The 19,696-nt window shown below is 72.7% G+C and carries 15 protein-coding genes; 12 read left to right on the top strand and 3 right to left on the bottom strand.

Annotated elements, in window-relative coordinates:
• Positions 1-22: 22 nt before the first annotated feature.
• The gene (locus OG702_RS09340; RefSeq protein WP_327288383.1) at positions 23-1,453 is read left to right on the top strand and encodes a sensor histidine kinase; all 1,431 of its coding nucleotides are present in this window, start codon (positions 23-25) and stop codon (positions 1,451-1,453) included.
• A gap of 45 nt (positions 1,454-1,498) precedes the next feature.
• Here OG702_RS09340 and OG702_RS09335 read toward each other — a convergent pair whose 3' ends face one another.
• The gene (locus tag OG702_RS09335) at positions 1,499-2,515 is read right to left on the bottom strand and encodes a TAXI family TRAP transporter solute-binding subunit (RefSeq protein ID WP_327288382.1); all 1,017 of its coding nucleotides are present in this window, start codon (positions 2,513-2,515) and stop codon (positions 1,499-1,501) included.
• 166 nt (positions 2,516-2,681) lie between these two features.
• Here OG702_RS09335 and miaB point away from each other — a divergent pair, with 166 nt between their 5' ends.
• Both miaB and OG702_RS09325 read left to right on the top strand, forming a co-directional pair.
• Positions 2,682-4,181 (top strand): tRNA (N6-isopentenyl adenosine(37)-C2)-methylthiotransferase MiaB, encoded by a 1,500-nt coding sequence (miaB, locus tag OG702_RS09330; RefSeq protein ID WP_327288381.1) that lies wholly within the window; start codon positions 2,682-2,684, stop codon positions 4,179-4,181.
• 95 nt (positions 4,182-4,276) lie between these two features.
• On the top strand, positions 4,277-5,002 hold the full coding sequence (locus OG702_RS09325) for a hypothetical protein (protein ID WP_327288380.1): 726 nt from the start codon (positions 4,277-4,279) through the stop codon (positions 5,000-5,002).
• 131 nt (positions 5,003-5,133) lie between these two features.
• Here the strand turns inward: OG702_RS09325 and OG702_RS09320 are convergent, their stop codons facing one another.
• On the bottom strand, positions 5,134-5,370 hold the full coding sequence (locus tag OG702_RS09320; protein ID WP_327288379.1) for an antitoxin: 237 nt from the start codon (positions 5,368-5,370) through the stop codon (positions 5,134-5,136).
• A gap of 203 nt (positions 5,371-5,573) precedes the next feature.
• On the opposite strand from OG702_RS09320, the gene miaA reads away from it, so the two are divergent.
• The 5 genes from miaA (at position 5,574) to hflX (ending at position 12,269) form a co-directional block, all read left to right on the top strand.
• A complete protein-coding gene (miaA, locus tag OG702_RS09315; RefSeq protein WP_327288378.1) occupies positions 5,574-6,497 on the top strand; it encodes a tRNA (adenosine(37)-N6)-dimethylallyltransferase MiaA in 924 nt (307 codons plus the stop codon).
• A 105-nt stretch (positions 6,498-6,602) separates the two neighbouring features.
• Positions 6,603-7,172 carry a hypothetical protein gene (locus OG702_RS09310; protein WP_327288377.1) on the top strand — a complete coding sequence of 190 codons (570 nt, stop codon included), beginning with the start codon at positions 6,603-6,605 and terminating at the stop codon, positions 7,170-7,172.
• Between the two features lie 45 nt (positions 7,173-7,217).
• Positions 7,218-8,123 (top strand): diaminopimelate epimerase, encoded by a 906-nt coding sequence (gene dapF, locus OG702_RS09305; protein WP_327288376.1) that lies wholly within the window; start codon positions 7,218-7,220, stop codon positions 8,121-8,123.
• A gap of 208 nt (positions 8,124-8,331) precedes the next feature.
• Positions 8,332-10,515, top strand: coding sequence for a RelA/SpoT family protein (locus tag OG702_RS09300; protein WP_327288375.1), 2,184 nt, complete (start codon positions 8,332-8,334; stop codon positions 10,513-10,515).
• A gap of 260 nt (positions 10,516-10,775) precedes the next feature.
• On the top strand, positions 10,776-12,269 hold the full coding sequence (gene hflX / locus OG702_RS09295) for a GTPase HflX (RefSeq protein WP_327288374.1): 1,494 nt from the start codon (positions 10,776-10,778) through the stop codon (positions 12,267-12,269).
• A gap of 95 nt (positions 12,270-12,364) precedes the next feature.
• Here hflX and OG702_RS09290 read toward each other — a convergent pair whose 3' ends face one another.
• Positions 12,365-13,531 (bottom strand): trypsin-like serine peptidase, encoded by a 1,167-nt coding sequence (locus OG702_RS09290; protein WP_327288372.1) that lies wholly within the window; start codon positions 13,529-13,531, stop codon positions 12,365-12,367.
• 224 nt (positions 13,532-13,755) lie between these two features.
• Here OG702_RS09290 and OG702_RS09285 point away from each other — a divergent pair, with 224 nt between their 5' ends.
• The 4 genes from OG702_RS09285 to OG702_RS09270 are packed head-to-tail and all read left to right on the top strand — an operon-like array spanning position 13,756 to position 19,647.
• On the top strand, positions 13,756-15,159 hold the full coding sequence (locus tag OG702_RS09285) for a diaminobutyrate--2-oxoglutarate transaminase (protein ID WP_442814701.1): 1,404 nt from the start codon (positions 13,756-13,758) through the stop codon (positions 15,157-15,159).
• Between the two features lie 55 nt (positions 15,160-15,214).
• Positions 15,215-17,080, top strand: a complete 1,866-nt coding sequence (locus tag OG702_RS09280) for an IucA/IucC family protein (RefSeq protein ID WP_327288371.1) — start codon at positions 15,215-15,217, stop codon at positions 17,078-17,080.
• A 33-nt stretch (positions 17,081-17,113) separates the two neighbouring features.
• Positions 17,114-17,824, top strand: coding sequence for a GNAT family N-acetyltransferase (locus OG702_RS09275; protein ID WP_327288370.1), 711 nt, complete (start codon positions 17,114-17,116; stop codon positions 17,822-17,824).
• A gap of 59 nt (positions 17,825-17,883) precedes the next feature.
• On the top strand, positions 17,884-19,647 hold the full coding sequence (locus tag OG702_RS09270) for an IucA/IucC family protein (protein WP_327288368.1): 1,764 nt from the start codon (positions 17,884-17,886) through the stop codon (positions 19,645-19,647).
• The last annotated feature ends 49 nt before the right edge of the window (positions 19,648-19,696 follow it).

Below are 19,696 nucleotides of genomic sequence, written 5' to 3'. Positions count from 1 at the left end.
CCGACAGGCCCGGTGCCGCATCGTGCGCTCCCGACTGCTTCCGCTGCTGATCGTGCTGATGGCGGGCGTCCTGCTGGCGCTCGGTATCCCGCTCGCCGCGAGCCTGGCCGCGGCTCAGCAGCAGCGCGTCGTCGTCGACCGGATCGACGACACCACCCGCTTCGCCGCGCTCGCGCAGTTCGTCACCGCACGCGACGAGCAGAAGTCCGTGGTGGACAGCGTGGACGGCGAAAGGCTGCATACATTGCGCGCGGAACTCGCCAGATACCAGCAGCTGTACGGCATCAGCGCCGGCGTCTTCTACCGCGACAGCGGCGCCATGGCCACGGCCCCGAAGAGCTGGCGACTGCCCGCGCGGGGCGAGCTCTACGACGCCTACGAGTCCGCGCTGCTGGGCCGGCGCGCCCACGATCCGGCGCAGGTCTGGCCCTGGCAGCACCGAAGGCTGGCCATCGCGTCGCCGATCGTGCGGGACGGCGACGTGGTGGCGGTCGTCGTCACCGACTCGCCGACCGGCGCCCTGCGTTCGCGCATTCTGCACGGCTGGCTGCTGCTGGCCGCCGGCGAGCTCGCCGCGATGGTCATCGCCGTGCTGTGCGCGGTACGGCTGACCGGCTGGGTGCTGCTGCCGGTCGCCACCCTGGACCGGGTCACCCACGACATCGCCACCGGCCGGATGAAGTCCAGGGTCGGCGCCGCCGGCGGCCCGCCGGAACTGCGACGCCTGATCAGGTCGTTCAACGAGATGGCCGACAACGTCGAGGCGGTGCTCGACCAGCAGCGCGCCTTCGTCGCGGATGCCTCCCACCAGTTGCGCAATCCGCTGTCCGCACTGCTGCTGCGGATCGAGCTGCTCGGCCTCGAACTGCCCGAGGGCCACACCGAGGCCGAGTCGGTCATGGAGGAGGGCCACCGGCTGGCGCAGGTGCTCGACGATCTGCTGGGTCTGGCGCTGGCCGAGAACTCCGGCAGCCATCTGCACCCCATGGACGTTGTGGCCATGGCGCGCACCCGCACGGCTGCCTGGCGGCCGGTCGCCGACCGGGCGGGCGTCGTGATGGACTTCAGCGCGCCGCCGGATGGCACCGAGGTGACCGGATGGGCGGACCCCGTCGCCCTGTCCAGTGCGCTGGACGCCGTGCTGGACAACGCGATCAAGTTCACCCCCGCAGGTGGCACCGTCATGGTCGTCGTCGCGACCGCCGGGGACAGTGCCACGATCGTGGTCGCCGACGGCGGCCCGGGACTGGTGGACGACGAACTGTCCAGGATCGGCGACCGCTTCTGGCGCAGCGCCCGGCACCAGAACGTGCAGGGCTCGGGGCTCGGCCTGTCCATTGCCCGAGCGCTGCTCAGCCAGGGCGGCGGCGCCATCGCGTACAGCCACCACCAACCGTGCGGCCTCGCGGTCACCCTCTCCGTGCCGGGCGCGGCACCGGCGGTGGCACCGTAGGGCCTCCCGCGGAAGCGACGGCGGCTCCGGCAAGGGCCGGTAGGGCTACGGTTTCACCGAGCGGTAGTACCGCTCCGCGCCCACGTGCAGCGGCAGCGGGTCGGTGAACACCGCGGTCCGCAGGTCGACGAGTTGGGCGGCGTGCACGACGCTGCCGATCGCGTCCCGGCTGTCGATCACCGCCCGGGTCAGCCGCTCCACCAGGCCGGCGTCGGCACGGTCCGTGGTGACCAGCAGGTTGGCGACCGCGACGGTCGGCACGGCCTTGCCGCCCTGTGCCCCCGGATAGGCGTCGGCGGGCATCACCGCCTGCCGGTAGTAGGCCATGTCGGCGCCCATCGCGTGCAGCGGCGCCACCACGTCGCCGAGTTGCACCAGTTTGATCCGTGCCGCCGGGGAGGCCATCGCGGACACCGCGGCGGTCGGCAGTCCGCCGGACCAGAAGAAGGCGTCGAGCCGGCCGTCGAGCAGCATCGCGGGCGCCTGGTCGATGCCGACCGGCTCCGCCGTCACGTCCTTGTTCATGTCCATGCCGGCCGCGTCGAACAGCCGGCGGGTGATCAGATTGACGCCGGAGTCGGCCTGGCCCACCCCCACCCGCATATGGCGCAGGTCGCGGATCGACGTGACAGGGGAATCGTGCGGCACGACCAGTTGCATGTAGTCGTCGTAGAGGCGCGCGACCGCCCGCAGCCGGGACTTCCCGGGACCGTCGTAACTCGCCACCGCGTCGGCCGCCGCGATGGTGAAGTCGGAGCGCCCCGACACCAGCCGCTTGATGTTGTCGACGGATCCCTCGGTGTGCTGCAACGTGACGTCGACCCCGGGCAGCGCTGTGCGCAGGTCGCTCTGCAGCAGCGTTCCGTACTTCTCGTACACCCCGTTGGCGACACCCGTGGCGAAGGACAGCGGAGCTCGCGGGTAGTCCGGGCCGCCGGCCGGAAGCAGCCACCACAGGAGCAGCGCCAGCGCCGATCCGGAGGCCAGCACGCTCTGCAACGCCCGCCGCCGCCAGGCACGGCGGCCCTGCGGCCACGGCAGGCGGAGACGGGGGAGGTCCATGCCCCGCGATCCTGCCAGGCTGCACTGACACGCGGAAGGGGCGACGGATACCGACCGGGGCCTGCGGTCCGCGCGGCAGCGGTTACGGAGCCGTACCCGGCCGTCCGCGGGCGGCGTGAGGCGGGGGGAGACACCGCCCGGGAACCACGTACTCTGGGGGATTGTTATGAGCGCGCGTACTTACGAGGTCCGCACCTACGGGTGTCAGATGAACGTCCACGACTCCGAGCGGCTGTCCGGCCTGCTTGAGGGCGCCGGTTACGTGCGGGCGCCCGAGGGCGCCGACGGCGCGGACGTCGTCGTCTTCAACACCTGTGCGGTGCGGGAGAACGCCGACAACCGGCTCTACGGCAACCTCGGCCAGCTGGTGCCGAAGAAGGCCGCCCGGCCGGGCATGCAGATCGCCGTGGGCGGCTGCCTGGCGCAGAAGGACCGCGACACCATCGTGAAGCGTGCGCCATGGGTCGACGTGGTCTTCGGCACGCACAACATCGGCCAGCTGCCGGTCCTGCTGGAGCGGGCCAGGATCGCCGAAGAGGCCCAGGTCGAGATCGTCGAGTCGCTGGAGACCTTCCCCTCCACGCTCCCCTCCCGCCGCGAGTCGGCCTATGCCGCGTGGGTCGCGATCTCGGTGGGGTGCAACAACACCTGTACGTTCTGCATCGTGCCCGCGCTGCGCGGCAAGGAGAAGGACCGCCGGCCGGGCGATGTGCTGGCCGAGGTCGAGGCGCTGGTCGCCGAGGGCGTCATCGAGGTCACCCTGCTCGGCCAGAACGTCAACGCCTACGGCTCCGACATCGGCGACCGCGAGGCGTTCGGCAAGCTGCTGCGTGCCACCGGCGCTGTCGAGGGTCTGGAGCGGATCCGCTTCACCTCCCCGCACCCGCGCGACTTCACCGACGACGTGATCACGGCGATGGCGCAGACCCCGAACGTGATGCACCAGCTGCACATGCCGCTGCAGTCGGGCTCGGACCGGGTGCTGAAGGCGATGCGCAGGTCGTACCGGCAGGACCGCTACCTGGGCATCATCGAGAAGGTACGGGCCGCGATGCCGGATGCCGCGATCACCACCGACATCATCGTGGGCTTCCCCGGCGAGACCGAGGAGGACTTCGAGCAGACCCTGCACGTGGTCCGTGAGGCGCGCTTCGCGCAGGCCTTCACCTTCCAGTACAGCAAGCGGCCCGGCACCCCCGCCGCGGAGATGGACGGCCAGATCCCCAAGGCCGTCGTCCAGCAGCGCTACGAGCGGCTGGTCGCGCTCCAGGAGGAGATCTCCTGGGAGCAGAACAAGACGCAGGTCGGCCGCACGGTCGAGGTGCTGGTCGCCGAAGGCGAGGGGCGCAAGGACGACGCCACCCGCCGGCTGTCCGGCCGTGCTCCCGATAACCGTCTCGTGCATTTCGAGCGGCCCGAGGGCCGGCCGGTCAGGCCGGGTGACATGGTGACGGTCGAGATTACCTACGCGGCCCCGCACCACCTGCTGGCCGAGCGCCCGGCACTGTCGGTGCGCCGCACCCGTGCCGGCGACGCCTGGGAGCGGCGCACGGCGGCACCGTCGACGCAGCCGGCGGGTGTGATGCTCGGGCTGCCGACGATCGGGGCCCCGGCCCCGGCGCCGGTGGGTCCGATGGCCGCCGCCGGCGGTTGCGCGATCGACTGAGCGCTGCCGCTTGCCGGTGGTTGCGGGATCCACGGAGCGCCGGCCAGTCGGCGGACCGCGGGTCGCCGCCGAAAACCGGCGGTAGGGTGACGATCATGCTGGTCGCTGCCGCTGTCTGCCCCTGCCCGCCGCTGCTGGTGCCCGCGGTGGCGGCCGGAGCTGCTCCCGAGCTGGACGCGCTGCGGGACGCCTGCGCGGACGCCGTCGGGCTGCTGGCCGCGGCCCGCCCCGACCTGCTGGTGGCGGTCGGCCCGGCGGACGCGGCGACCCACGGCGCCTTTCCGGCGGGTGCCCGCGGCTCCTTCCGCCCGTTCGGCGTCGCAATGGACGTACGCCTCGGTACGGCGCGGGCGACCGACGACCGCGCCCCGGCCGATGACGCGGCTGCCCTGCCGCCCTCGCTCGCGGTGGCCGCGTGGCTGCTCGACGGCTGGAACGCGAGCTCCGTCGAGGGCCTGGGAGTGGCGGAGCACCTCACACCCGACCGCTGCGCCGACGCCGGGCGGGACGTCGCCCAGTCCGCGGAGCGGATCGCCCTGCTGGTCATGGGCGACGGCAGCGCCTGCCGCACGGTCAAGGCGCCGGGCTATCTGGACGAGCGGGCCGAGGGCTTCGACTCGGCCGTCGCGGCCGCGCTCGCCGCCGCCGACACCGCGGCGCTGGCCGGGCTCGAACCGGGACTGGCACAGGAACTGAGCGCCGTCGGCCGGGCGCCCTGGCAAGTGCTTGCGGGTGCGGCGGAGGGCGCGGGCCTCGGCGGTCAACTGCTGTACGAGGCGGCGCCCTACGGGGTCGGGTACTTCGTGGCCGGCTGGACGTAACGGCGGCCCGCGCAGACCAGGGTGCGTGCGCGTGGACAGGCCGCGGAAGGTGGAATTCCGCGGCCGTCCGGCATCGTGCGCCACGCCGCCGCCGGCCTCGGGCCGCGGCGGCTTTCAGCGGGAGGTGGGCGTCAGACGGAGCCGCCGGAGTCCCGGCCGCCCTGGTCACCACGGTTGCCCATGGCGTCCCTGGCCTTGTCCGCGCCGGTGTCGATCTTGTCGGTGTGCTTGCCGCCGGTCTTCGAGTCGGCCGTATTCGCCGCCCTGTCGATTCCGGAGTCGACCTTCTCCGGGTGCTGCTCGGCCATGTCGCCGGCCTTGCCCTTCGCCATACCGAGCTTGTCCTTGAGCGTGTCCATGAAGCTCATCTGGCACCTTCCCTCGAAGATGACGCGATCAGGGCGGCGGCCTTCGCCGTTCTACGACGACGAGGCCGCAAAACATCCCAAGCATCGCAAAATGCCCTTCGCGTCCACGATACCCGCGACGCTGTGAATGCGCGCCATCTGTCCTGGAGCCCCGGAATCCCGCCCGATCGGGGCCGGCGCCGGATCTTTGGGAGACTGGCACGGTGAAGAACCGTGTGATCGCCGTGGTCGGCCCCACCGCGGCCGGGAAGTCGGATCTCGGGGTCGCCCTGGCCCGGATTCTGGGCGGCGAGGTGATCAACGCCGACTCCATGCAGCTCTACCGCGGCATGGACATCGGCACCGCCAAACTCCCGCCCGACGAGCGGCAGGGCGTGCCGCACCACCTGCTGGACATCTGGGACGTGACACAGGCCGCGAACGTCGCGGACTACCAGCGGCTGGCCCGCGCCGAGATCGACCGGCTGCATGCGGCAGGGCGCGTCCCGGTACTGGTCGGCGGCTCGGGGCTGTACGTCCGCGCCGCGCTCGACCCGCTGGAGTTCCCGGGCACCGACGCCGCCGTCCGTGCCCGGCTGGAGGCCGAGCTCGACCTGCGCGGCCCGGGCGCCCTGCACGCCCGGCTGGCGGCCGTGGACCCGGCGGCAGGCCGGGCGATCCTGCCCAGCAACGGCCGGCGGATCGTGCGCGCCCTGGAAGTCGTCGAGATCACCGGCCGGCCCTTCACCGCCAACCTTCCGCAGGTCGACGCCCAGCAGTCCCTCTACGACACGGTGCAGATCGGGCTCGACATCCCCCGGCCGCTGCTCGACGAGCGCATTGCCCTGCGGGTCGACCGCATGTGGGCGGCCGGCCTCGTCGCCGAGGTCCGCGCCCTGGACGCGGTGGGACTGCGCGAGGGCCTCACCGCCTCCCGCGCCCTCGGATATCAGCAGGTGCTCGCCGCCCTGTCCGGGGAGTGCACCGAGGAGCAGGCGCGTGCCGACACCGTGCGGGCCACGAAACGCTTCGCACGGCGCCAGGATTCGTGGTTCCGGCGCGACGGGCGTGTGCACTGGCTCACTGCCCAGGATGCGGAACTCACCGACCGTGCACTGGCGTTGCTCGAAGAAGCGGTCACAGCCTGATCACGTGATGGCATCGGGACGCTCCGGCGTCCAGGAGGAGCCCCCCGCCCGTGCCATCATCGAGCATCTAGCTACGGTGTCGGAGACCTGGGAGGGCGCGTGGCGATGGCAGCCGGCCCACGCGACACCCCCCCGGGGCGCGACCCAGCAGCGGGCTCCCACGAGTCCCCCGCGTCACAGGAGATCGGCGGCGTCCCAGCAGGCAACGCCGAACACCTCGGCGAACTCGCCCACTTGGAGGCGCTGGACGCCCTCGGCGACCCGCTCGATCCCCTCGACCCGCTCGATCCCCTCGACCCGCTCGGTTCGATCGACGCCGTCCTGCCGCTCGACGGCGGCCAGTCCTTCCGTGAACTGCGACCGCAACGGCGGCTGCGGATCTGGCAGCTCGCCCCGATCATCGCGCTCGCCGTGGGCGGGTCCCTCATGTTCGCCTTCCCTCTCGCCTTCGAGTCCGGCGAGGCCGGCCCCGTCGTCGCCATGCTGGGTCTGCTGCTGTGCTGCTGCTCCGCGGGCTGGGGCCTGATGGCGGCCCGCCGGGTCGGCTACACCTGGCCGGGCCTGCCCGCCCGCGGGTCCGGCGTCCGGGTCGACTGGCGCTTCGTCGCCGGCTACGCCGCCCTGATCGCGCTGCTCGCGGTGCTGGCCGTCTGGCGCGTCGCCCGGCTGCGCTGACGCCCCGCGCCGCCGCCCGGGCCGCCGTCCGCGTACGATCGAGACGTGACTGACGTGCACCACGGCGCCCCTTCGACCTTCCTCAAGGGCCACGGGACCGAGAACGACTTCGTGATCGTCCCCGACCCGGACGGGCTGCTCGACCTGTCCGCCGAGCAGGTCGCCCGGCTGTGCGACCGGCGCGCCGGGATCGGCGGCGACGGCCTGCTGCGTGTCGTCCGCTCCGCGGCCCACCCCGAAGCCGCCGCACTCGCCGGGCGGGCCGAGTGGTTCATGGACTACCGCAACAGCGACGGCAGCATCGCCGAGATGTGCGGCAACGGCGTCCGCGTCTTCGCGCGCTACCTCCAGCGGGCCGGCCTCGCCGGCCCGGGCGACCTGCCCGTCGCCACCCGTGCCGGGGTGCGCGAGATCCACATCGCCAAGGACGCCGACGACGGCACGCCCGGCGAGATCACGGCGGGCATGGGCCGTGCGGCCCTGCCCGGCGGCGCTGTCACGGTGACGGTCGGCTCCCACAGCCGGCCTGCGGTACACGTCAACATGGGCAACCCGCACGCCGTCGTCTTCGTGGACGACCTCGACGACGCCGGAGACCTCTTCCGCGCTCCCGCGGTCGCCCCAGCTGAGACCTACCCGACCGGGACCAACGTCGAATTCGTCGTGGACCGCGGGCCGCGCCACGTGGCCATGCGCGTCCACGAACGGGGCTCGGGGGAGACCCGGTCCTGCGGCACCGGGGCCTGCGCCGTCATGGTCGCCGCCGCCCGCCGCGACGGCCTCGACCCGGCGAAGACCGGCCGCCCCGTCACCTACACCGTCGACGTCCCCGGCGGCCGGCTGGTGATCACCGAGAACGCGGACGGGCAGATCGAGATGACCGGCCCCGCGGTCATCGTCGCCGAGGGAGTCCTCGCCCCGGCCTTCTCCGCCGCCCACCCGGCTCGCTGAACGGCCGGCATCGAGATGTGGCCCGAACCCCCTACCCCGCTCATTCCGCCAGGAATCCCCGTACACCGTCCCTCGAACGGGTGATGGGGATCACTCTCGGCGAGAGCGTGACGGTCGCACGTGGTGGGCTCGATAGCATCAATCACCGGCGCGGCCCCGCGGGTCGTGTGAGGGCCACCACCGCCGGTTCATGCTGCCGGAGGTGCGGATGAGCGCAGACAACGCGGTGGACGCCGAGCGCGCTGCCGACGCCCCTCGACGCGGTCTGCGGCGCATCGATCTGCGCCGCCTCGGCCGGGCCGCCCTGCTCGGCCCCGGCACCAGGGACCGGCTGCCCGGCGCCATCGAACACCTCATCAAGGTCCACCGCGCCCGGCATCCGCAGGCCGGCCCTGAGGCCGTAGAGACGCTGCGCCGGGCGTATGTGCTCGCCGAGTCCTCGCACCGCGGCCAGACGCGGAAAAGCGGTGAGCCTTTCATCACCCATCCGCTGGCCGTCACCTTGATCCTGGCCGAACTCGGCGCCGAGACCACCACGCTGACGGCGTCCCTGCTCCACGACACGGTCGAGGACACGGACGTGACGCTGGATCAGGTGCGCGAGGAGTTCGGCGCGGAGGTGACCTACCTCGTCGACGGCGTCACCAAACTGGAGAAGGTCGACCACGGCGCTGCGGCGGAACCCGAGACCTTCCGGAAGATGCTGGTCGCGACCGGCAGCGACGTACGCGTGATGTCGATCAAGCTCGCCGACCGGTTGCACAACGTCCGCACCCTCGGGGTGATGCGGCCCGACAAGCAGGCCAGGATCGCCAAGGTCACCCGGGACGTGCTCATCCCGCTCGCCGAACGCCTCGGCGTGCAGGCGCTCAAGACCGAGCTGGAGGACCGGGTCTTCGCGATCCTCCATCCCGCCGAATACGCCCGCACCCAGGCCATGATCGCCGCGAACGCGCAGCGGCCCGACCTGCTGGCCACGATCGCCGAGGACCTGCGCAAGGTGCTGCGCGAGGCGGACATCGCGGCGGAGGTGGCCATCAGGCCCCGGCACGCGGTCTCCGTGCACCGCCTGCTGCTCAAGCGCGGCGGCGCGGAGCTCGGCGGCGGCGACTTCGGCCGGCTGCTCGTCCTGGTCGGCGAGGACGCCGACTGCTACGCCGTGCTCGGCGAGCTGCACACCTGCTTCACCCCGGTGATCGCCGAATTCAAGGACTTCATCGCCGCCCCCAAATTCAACCTCTACCGGTCGCTGCACACCGCCATCGCCGACGACCAGGGCCGGATCGCCGAAGTCCTGGTCAGGACCCGGCAGATGCACCGGGTGGCGGAGGCCGGCGTGATCGCCCTCGGCGACCCGCACGCCGCCCCGGAGCACCTGCAGCCCGCCGACGGCACGCCCCAGCCCGCCGCGGGGTCCGCGGCCGCCGAGGTCTGGGGGAGGGTCGACCCGACCCAGCCCGGCTGGCTCGCCCGGCTGCTCGAATGGCAGCGCGACGCGCCCGACCCCGACACCTTCTGGTCCGCGCTCCGTGACGACCTCGCGCAGGACCGCGAGATCACCGTCTTCACCGCGGAGGGCGGTGACGCCTCCGGCACCATCAGGCTGCCCGCGGGTGCCAGCTGCGTGGACGCCGCCTACGCGGTGCACGGCGAGGGTGGCCGCCGGTGTATCGGCGTACGGGTCAACGGCCGGCTCGCGCCGCTCGGCACCCGGCTGCGCGACGGTGACAGCCTGCAACTGCTGCTGGACGATGCCGCCGCCTCCCGCCCGGCGGCCGACTGGCTCGAACACGCCACCACCCCCGCGGCCCGGATCGCGATCACCCGCTGGCTGGCGCAGCACCCCGCGCCGGCCGACGAGGACCAGCCCGCCGCCGCCCCGGCCGTCCGGCCCAGCCGAGCCGCGGGCAGCGCTCCGTCGTCGCAGCCGGTGGCGGTCACCGACCTGCCGGGAGCCACGGTGCGGCTGGCCCGCTGCTGCACGCCCGTCCCGCCCGACGCGGTGACGGGCTTCGTCATCCGCGGCGGCGCCGTGACCGTCCACCGCGCCGAGTGTCCCAGCACCGCCAGGATGACCGCGGCCGGGCGGACCTCGGTGCCCGTGGGGTGGCGGGACGGCACTCCGGCCGGCGGCTACCGCGCGACGGTGCTCGCCGAGGCGCTCAGCCGCCCGCGACTGCTCGCCGACCTCACCGAGGTGATCGCCACCGAGGGCGTCGGGATCGTCTCGGCCGCGGTGGAGCCGCCGCAGGAACACCGGGTGCGGCACACCTACACGGTCGAGCTGCCCGACCCCCAGGCCCTTGCCGCTCTGATGCGCGCCATGCGGGCCGTGCCCGGTGTCTACGACGTCTACCGGGCGAAGCCCGCCGTCACCGCGGGCCGCGGCTGATCCCGTCCGTGCCGTTCCGTTCTCGCGCACCGCACCCACTCCTCGGATCGTCATCGGACCGGCGTCCGGCCTCTTGATGATTACTCTGAGTGAACGGCTGGTGGCGGCGGCCCGTTCCCGGCCGGGATCACCCGTACGAGTGGTTCGCGAGCTGTGCGCACCCACCGGGAAACCCGCGTGACCGCGACGGTCCGGCGTGCGACCATCGTAATGACGGCACGTGCGAGTGCCGGACCCCGACCGAACGACCTAAGGATCCGATGACCTCCTCCTCTTCTTCCTCTTCGAACGACCGCCAGCGCCTCCCCGAGAGCCTTCGGGCCGACGCCCTGATGGAAGAGGACGTCGCCTGGAGCGCGCAGATCGACGGGGACCGGGACGGCGATCAGCTCGACCGCTCCGAGCGGGCCTCGCTCCGCCGGGTCGCGGGACTGTCCACCGAGCTGGAGGACGTCACCGAGGTCGAGTACCGCCAGCTGCGGCTGGAACGCGTGGTGCTCGTCGGCGTGTGGACCTCCGGCACCGTGGACGACGCCGAGAACTCGCTGGCCGAGCTGGCGGCGCTCGCCGAGACCGCCGGCGCCCTCGTCCTGGACGGCGTCATCCAGCGCCGCGACAAGCCGGACCCGGCCACCTACATCGGCTCGGGCAAGGCGCAGGAACTGCGGGAGATCGTGCTGGAAAGCGGCGCCGACACCGTCGTCTGCGACGGTGAGCTCAGCCCCGGCCAGCTCATCCACCTCGAAGACGTGGTCAAGGTCAAGGTCGTCGACCGCACCGCGCTGATCCTGGACATCTTCGCCCAGCACGCCAAGTCCCGTGAGGGCAAGGCACAGGTCTCGCTCGCCCAGATGCAGTACATGCTGCCGAGGCTGCGGGGCTGGGGCCAGTCGCTGTCCCGGCAGATGGGTGGTGGTGGCGCCGGCTCGTCCGGCGGCGGTATGGCCACCCGCGGTCCCGGTGAGACCAAGATCGAGACCGACCGGCGCCGCATCCGCGAGAAGATGGCCAAGATGCGCCGGGAGATCGCGGAGATGAAGACCAGCCGCGACCTGAAGCGCCAGGAGCGCAAGCGCCACAAGGTGCCCTCGGTGGCCATCGCCGGCTACACCAACGCGGGCAAGTCCTCGCTGCTCAACCGCCTCACCGGTGCCGGTGTCCTGGTGGAGAACTCGCTGTTCGCCACGCTCGACCCGACCGTGCGGCGGGCGGAGACGCCCAGCGGACGGCTCTACACTCTCGCCGACACCGTCGGATTCGTCCGGCATCTGCCCCACCACCTGGTGGAGGCCTTCCGGTCCACGATGGAGGAGGTCGGCGACGCCGACCTGATCCTGCACGTGGTGGACGGCTCGCACCCGGTGCCCGAGGAGCAGCTGGCGGCGGTCCGCGAGGTCTTCCGCGACGTCGGCGCGCTCGACGTGCCCGAGATCGTGGTGATCAACAAGGCGGACGCCGCCGACCCGTTGGTGCTCCAGCGCCTGCTGCGCAACGAGAAGCACGCCATCGCGGTGTCGGCACGCAGCGGCAAGGGCATCGACGTGCTGCTGGAAATGATCGACGAGGAACTGCCGCGCCCTGACGTGGAGGTGGAGGCCCTGGTGCCCTACACCCACGGCGGGCTGGTGTCCCGGGTGCATGCGGGCGGCGAGGTGCTCTCCGAGGAGCACACCGGCGACGGCACTCTGCTCAAGGTCCGGGTGCACGAGGAGATGGCGGCGGAACTGGCCCCGTTCACCCTCGCCACCCACTAGCGAAGGAACCGCGGCAGCAGCCGGCACCGCGAACGGCACCACATGGGTGAGGCCCCGGCTCCAGCCGGGGCCTCACCCATGTCCGCGTGCCGCCGTCAGCTGAACTTCCGGCTCACCGCGTCGAAGACCTTCTCCGCGTCCGCTCCGAGCCGCGGGCCGGCCAGCCAGGTCGCCGTCACCGGGCCGATCGAGGTGTTGCTGACCAGCGCGGTCGTCCCGTCGGGCCGCTTGGCGAACCAGCCCCCGCCGGAGGAACCCGCCGTCATGGTGCAGCCGATGCGGTACTCCGTCGGCTGCCGGGCGTCGAGCGAGAGCCGTCCCGGCTTGCCCGCACAGTCGTACATCCGCTGCCCGTCGTAGGGCGAAGCCGCCGGGTACCCCCACGCGTCGAGGGTGCCGACCTGAGCCGTGGTCGGAGCGTCGAACCACACCGGCATGGCCGAGCCCACCGTCTCCTCCAGCGACTTGCCGCCCTGCTCCGGCGTCACGTGCAGCACCGCGAAGTCGTAGGGCGAGCCGCTGCCGCCCGACTCGGCACCGGTGTCGATCCACTGCTGCGACGTACTCGCTCCGTCGGCCCAGAACACCCCGTACGGCGCCAGCACGTCGCGCTTGGCGCCCTTGAGCGCGGCGGCGTCCTTGCCCGAGTCGTTGTAGGCGGGGACGAAGGCGATGTTGCGGTACCAGCCGCCTTCCGCGCCCGCATGCACGCAATGGCCTGCCGTCCAGACCAGGTTGGACTTGCCGGGGTGGGCCGGGTCCTGGATCACGGTCGCCGAGCAGACCATCGATCCCCTGGGGCTGTCGAAGAACAGCTTTCCGACGTCAGGCGCGCTCCGGTGGTAGGGCGCCGCCACCTGGCGCGCCGTCACCTGCGCGGGCGCGGGATCGGTCTTGCCCTGGTCGGACGCGACGTCGACCGGCACGTTCTTGTCCTGCGGATCGGCGGCCTTCATCCGGTCGTCGTCCCACAGGCCGTCGATCACCGGGTTGACGAAATCCGCCGCCTTGCGCAGCCATTGGGCTTTGTCCCAGTTCTTCCAGGCCCCCCGCTTGTACGCCTGCTCCCACTTCTTCAGATCGGCGACGCTGGTCGGCAGCGACGTCGGAAGGGAGAGATCGAACTTCGGCTTCGCCGTCGTCTTCTGTGTCGCCGTGGGCTTGGAGCCGCCCTCGGTGTCCGACGACCCGCATGCGCTTGCCGTGGCGACCAGCGCCACGGCCGCCGCAGCCGCCATCAACGACCGGCGTATCGATGACATGAACGTGAGCCCCCTGCGAAGTCTGCGTGCCGGGCCATCAGTGGTGTGTCCGGCGCGGGCGGCGCACGAGCACGCCGTCGGGGTGAGGGACGGTCAGCCGCCGCGCACCGGTTCCGGCGGGAAAGTTCCGTGCGCGGCCCGTGATCGGTCCGTCACCGCGTCGTTAGTACGGACGGGGGACTGATCGACTGCAGGCGACTCGGAGGAGACAGCACGTGGCGGCCATTTCGAGCGCTTCGGGACATCGCACGGCGCCGGCCGACGACTACGACGGCATCACCGCCGCGGAGGGGATCCTGCGCAGACAGGCGCAGCGCGAGTCGGCCGCGCGCACCTACGCGCGCTCGCTGCCCGTGGTCCCGGTGCGGGCCAGGGGGATGACGGTCGAGGGCGCGGACGGGCGGCGCTACCTGGACTGCCTGGCCGGGGCGGGGACCCTGGCACTCGGCCACAACCACCCCGTCGTGCTGGAGGCCATCAGGGGCGTCCTCGACTCCGGAGCGCCGCTGCATGTGCTGGATCTCGCGACACCGGTCAAGGACGCCTTCACCACCGCCCTGTTCGAGACGCTGCCGCCCGCCCTCGCCGACCACGGCCGGATCCAGTTCTGCAGCCCGGCGGGGACCGACGCCGTCGAGGCGGCCATCAAGCTCGTCAGGACCGCGACCGGCCGCGACGGGCTGCTGGCCTTCTCCGGCGCCTACCACGGCATGACCGCCGCGGCACTCGCCGCAACGGGTGACACCGCGGTGCGCGCGTCCCTGCGCGGCCCCGACGTCCAGGTCACCCGGCTGCCGTATCCGTACGACTACCGCTGCCCCTTCGGGATCGGCGGCGAGCGGGGCGCCGAACTCGCAGCACGCTGGACCGCGCACCAGCTCGACGACCCCAAGGGCGGGGTGCAGCCGCCCGCCGGGATGATCCTCGAGGCGGTCCAGGGCGAGGGCGGCGTGATCCCGGCCCCCGACAGCTGGCTGCGGCGGATGCGGTCCGTCACCGCGGACCGCGGCATCCCGCTGATCGCCGACGAGGTCCAGACCGGCGTCGGCAGGACCGGCACCTTCTGGGCTGTGGAGCGCAGCGGCATCGTGCCCGACGTCATGGTGCTGTCCAAGGCCATCGGCGGCAGCCTGCCGCTGGCGGTGATCGTCTACCGCGAGGAGCTGGACGGCTGGCAGCCCGGCGCCCACGCCGGGACCTTCCGCGGCAACCAACTGGCGATGGCGGCGGGCGCTGCTACCTTGCGTTTCGTTCGCCGCAACGCCCTGCACGAGCGCGCCGAGACGATCGGGTCCCGGATGCTCAGCCGGCTGCGGGGACTGGCCGCGCACCATCCTTGCATCGGAGACGTACGCGGCCGCGGACTGATGATCGGCATGGAGATCGTCGACACCGACGCGGAACGGGACGACTACGGAGCCCTGCCGGCCGCACCGCAACTGGCCGCGCGGGTCCAGCGTGAGGCCCTGCGCCGCGGGCTGATCACCGAACTCGGCGGCAGGCACGCGAGCGTCGTCCGGCTGCTGCCGCCGCTGACCATCACCGACGAGCAGGCCGAGGCGGTCCTCGAACGCCTCGCCGGAGCCGTCGAGGCCGCCCGCGCCGGCGCACCGGGCGCCGCCGCATGACGCCTGCCCCCCACACCCTCCGCAGCCCCGCGGCAACGACCAGTGGAGCCCCCGTATGACCGCCCCCGCAGAAGCCGCCCCTGCCGTCGACGTGACCGGCCTGCCGGTTCAGCGCCCGCACTTCCCGATGCCCGCCGGGACGCCGCACTCCGCGGCCCCGGCAGGCAGCGGCCCCGATCCGTTGCAGCATCCCGACGCCTATCGCGCCGCCGACGCGGCGGCCACCGACAACCTGCTGCGCTGCTGGGTACGCGAACGGGGCCTGCCACGGCCCGCCGACTCCGTGCTGCGGATCTCCCTGCCCGCCAGTGGGATCGAGGCCCGAGCCGCCGTACGCCACTGGTCGCCCACCGGCCACCACCGCTTCGGGCCCGCCCGTCCGACCACGGCCGGCCCCGCCCTGACCGCCGTCGAGCTGTCCGCGCTGCTGGCCAGGGAGGGCGGCGGCGAGCCCACGGAGGCGGCCGACATGGTGGCCAGGGTGGCCGATTCGGTGCGCCGCACCGCCGTCTTCGTCGCGGAACGGCGCAGCCGTCCCGGTCCTCCCGATGCCGAACTGCATTTCCTGGACTCGGAGCAGGCCCTGATCTTCGGGCACCCGATGCACCCTGCCCCGAAGAGCCGCGAAGGGCTCAGCGACGCGGAGAACGCGGCCTATTCCCCCGAGACGCGCGGCTCGTTCCGGCTGCACTGGCTCGCGGTGGACGAGGCGCTGCTCGCCACCGACTCCGCCTGGACCGAGCGGGGCCGCCCGATCCGGGCGACCGACCTGATCGCCTCCTTCGCCGCCGCCGCCGCCGCCGCCGCCGCCGGCCCGGCCCGGCCGGCGGGCACCGCGCTGCTGCCGCTGCATCCCTGGCAGGCCCGCGACATCCGGCACCGGCCGGAAGTGCTCGACCTCTTCGAGGCCGGGCTGCTGCACGACCTGGGCCCCTACGGCGAGGCGTGGCACCCCACCTCGTCGGTGCGGACCGTCTACCGGCACGACGCCCCGGCGATGCTCAAGCTGTCGCTGGGCGTGCGCATCACCAACTCCCGGCGGGAGAACCTCCGCAAGGAACTGCTGCGCGGCACCGAGGTCCACCGGCTGCTGCGCAGCGGTCTGGCCGCGCAGTGGCGCGCCGCCCACCCCGGCTTCGACATCGTGCGCGACCCCGCCTGGCTCGCCGTCGACACCGCGGACGGCGAACCCGTACCCGGCCTGGACGTCGTGCTCCGGCACAATCCGTTCGGTCCGGGCGACCGGGCCCACTGCGTCGCCGGACTGGCCTCGCCGCGCCCCTGGCCCGCCGACGGCGGGGCGCCCGTCCTGTGGTCGCGGCTTGCCGCGGTCATCGCGGGCCTCGCGGAGCGCACCGGGCGGCCCGGTCCTGCCGTCGCGACCGAGTGGTTCCTGCGGTATCTGGACGCCGTGGTCGGCCCGCTGCTCTGGCTGGACGGCGAGGCGGGCATCGCCCTCGAAGCGCACCAGCAGAACACCCTGGTGCTGCTGGACGCCGACGGCTGGCCCTGCGGCGGCCGCTACCGGGACAACCAGGGGTACTACTACCGTGCCTCGCACCGCGCCGACCTGGAGCGGCGGCTGCCCGGCCTCGGAGTCGCCAGCGACACCTTCGTCGCCGACGAGATCGCCGACGAACGCTTCGCGTACTACGTCGGCATCAACAATGTCCTGGGGCTGATCGGCGCTCTCGGGGCGCAGCAACTGGCGGACGAGCAGGTGCTGCTCGCCGCGTTCCGCCGCTTCCTCAGCCGGGCGGCGCAGCGCGGTGGCAGCAGCCTGCCCGGCCTGCTGCTGCACAGCGCGCACCTGCGCTGCAAGGCCAACCTGCTGACCCGGCTGCACGGCATGGATGAGCTCGTCGGCCCGGTCGACACCCAGTCGGTCTACGTCACCATGCCCAACCCACTGGCCGTCTGACCGGTCGCCACACGCAGCAGAGGAGGAGTCACCGTGTCATCCGCCGACCCCGGCACCGAGGACACCCTCGATCTGACGCTGCCGCCGGAATTCCTCGCGCTCTTCGCCGCCCGCGACACCTCACGGGTCCACGGCGCGCCCGGCCCCCGGGCCGGGCGCGCCGGCGCAGCCACCGGCCTGATCGGGGACATCGCCCGATGGGCCCCCGCCGACACCCCTGCCGGGACGTTTCGCCTCCTGCCGGCCGAGCCCGCGCGCGACCTCGCCCTCGTCAGCCGCTGGATGAACGATCCGGCGGTCGCGGAGTTCTGGGAGCTCGCCGGCGACCCGGCGGTGACCGGGCGGCACCTGGACGCCCAACTCCGCGGCGACGGCCGCAGCATCCCCTGCCTGGGGCTGCTCGACGGCACCCCGATGAGCTACTGGGAGATCTACCGCGCCGACCTCGATCCGCTGTCCCGCCACTACCCGGCCAGACCACAGGACACCGGTGTCCACCTGCTCATCGGCGGCGCCGCAGACCGCGGCCGCGGGCTCGGAAGCACCCTGATCAAGGCGGTGGCCGAGCTGATCCTGGACCACCGGCCCGGCTGCGGTCGTGTGATCTCGGAACCCGACCTCCGCAACACCCCCTCCGTGGCAGCCTTTCTCACAGCGGGCTTCCGGCTGTCCGCCGAGGCCGACGTCCCGGGCAAGCGCGCTGCCCTGATGATCCGCGACCGCTCGCTGCGCCATCTGCTCTGACCGGCCCCGACCGGTGCTCCCTCACCCGCCTGCACCCCCTGTCCCCGCAGGAGCCCACCGTGACCACCACCTCCCCTCCCTCCGACTCCGCGGCCTGGCAGCGTGCGGCCCGGCGCCTGCTGGCGAAGCTGCTCGCCGAATTCGCCTACGAGGAGGTGATCGTCCCCGAACCCGAGCCCGCGGCCGGCCCGACGGCGTACCGCCTGCCGGTCAGCGACACGCTGACCTACCGCTTCCAGGCCCGCAGGGGCGCGTACGGCAGCTGGCAGGTGGACCCCCCGAGCATCGGTCCTGACGGCGATCCGCTGCACTTCGTCAGCCAGGCGCACAACGGCGTCCTCGGCCTGAGCGGGGACACCACCGGCCACCTCATCCGCGAGCTCCTGGCCACGCTGCGCGCCGACCTGCGGCTGGACGCCCACGCGCTGCCGGCCGCCGAGCTGGCCGAGCTGGACTACGCGGAGCTCGAAGGACACCAGACAGGACACCCCTGGCTGGTCGCCAACAAGGGACGTCTCGGATTCTCCGACGCCGACGCGGCCCGCTGGGCGCCCGAGGCCCGCCGACAGCACCGGCTGCCGTGGATCGCCGTGCACCGCGGCCTCGCCCGATACCGCGGTGTCGACACCCTGGCCACCCCCGATCTGCTCTATGCGGACGAGATCCCGCCCGCCACACTCGACGCCTTCCGCTCCACCATCGCCGACCGGGACCGCGACCCGGCCGACCACCTGCTGCTGCCGGTCCACCCGTGGCAGTGGGAGCACGTGGTGCTGCCGCTCTTCGCCCCCGCTGTCGCCGACGGATCCATCATCGCGCTCGGCACTGACAACGACCTGAGAGTGCCGCAGCAGTCCATCAGGACCTTCCTCAACACCAGCCACCCGCGGCGCCGTACGGTCAAGTTGCCGCTGTCGGTGCTCAACACCCTGGTGTGGCGCGGACTGCCCACCCAGCGCACCCTCGCCGCGCCCGCCGTCACCGCCTGGGTGGACGGGCTGCGGGCCGGCGATCCGTTCCTGCGCGACGAGACCCGGGTGATCCTGCTCGGCGAGGTCGCCTCGGTGACGGTGGCGCATCCGCAGTACGACCGGCTGCCGACCGTCCCGTACCAGTACCGCGAACTGCTCGGCTGCATCTGGCGCGAGCCGCTGACGGCGCACCTCGACCCGGGCGAGCGCGCCCGTACGCTGGCCGCGCTGCTGCACACCGACCCGGAAGGACGCTCTTTCACCGCGGAGCTCGTCGCGCGTTCCGGCGTCGCCCCGGCAGTGTGGCTGCGGCATCTGTTCGGCGCGCTGCTGCCGCCGCTGCTGCACTTCCTCTACCAGTACGGCACGGTCTTCTCCCCGCACGGCGAGAACGCCATCGTCGTCTTCGACGAGCAGGACCTGCCGGTGCGGCTCGCGGTCAAGGACTTCGTCGACGACGTCAACGTCAGCGCACAGGCGCTGCCCGAGCACGACACGATGCCCGACGAGGTCCGGGCGGTGCTGCTGACCGAGGAGCCCGGCTTCCTCACCCAGTTCATCCACTCGGGACTCTTCGTCGGCGTGCTGCGGTATCTGGCGCCGCTGTGCGAGGACCAGCTGGGAGTGCCGGGAACGGTCTTCTGGGGCCTGGTGCGTGGGGAGATCATCCGCTACCAGGAACGTTTCCCCCACCTCAAGGAACGATTCGCCGGCTTCGACCTGCTCACCCCGCGCATCGCCCGGCTCTGCCTCAACCGCAACCGGCTGCACCTCGACGGCTACCGCGACCGCGCCGAGCGGCCGCACGCCGCAGTCCACGGCACCGTCCCCAACCCCCTGCACGCGCTGTGACCTGGCGCCGTATGACCGGACCGGGGCCGAAGCCGACCGGTAATGGCGC

This window comes from Streptomyces sp. NBC_01198 (assembly GCF_036010485.1).
Taxonomy (GTDB): domain Bacteria; phylum Actinomycetota; class Actinomycetes; order Streptomycetales; family Streptomycetaceae; genus Actinacidiphila.
The sequence above is the reverse complement of the archived record's forward strand: the minus strand, read 5'-3'. Positions and strand labels throughout refer to the sequence as shown.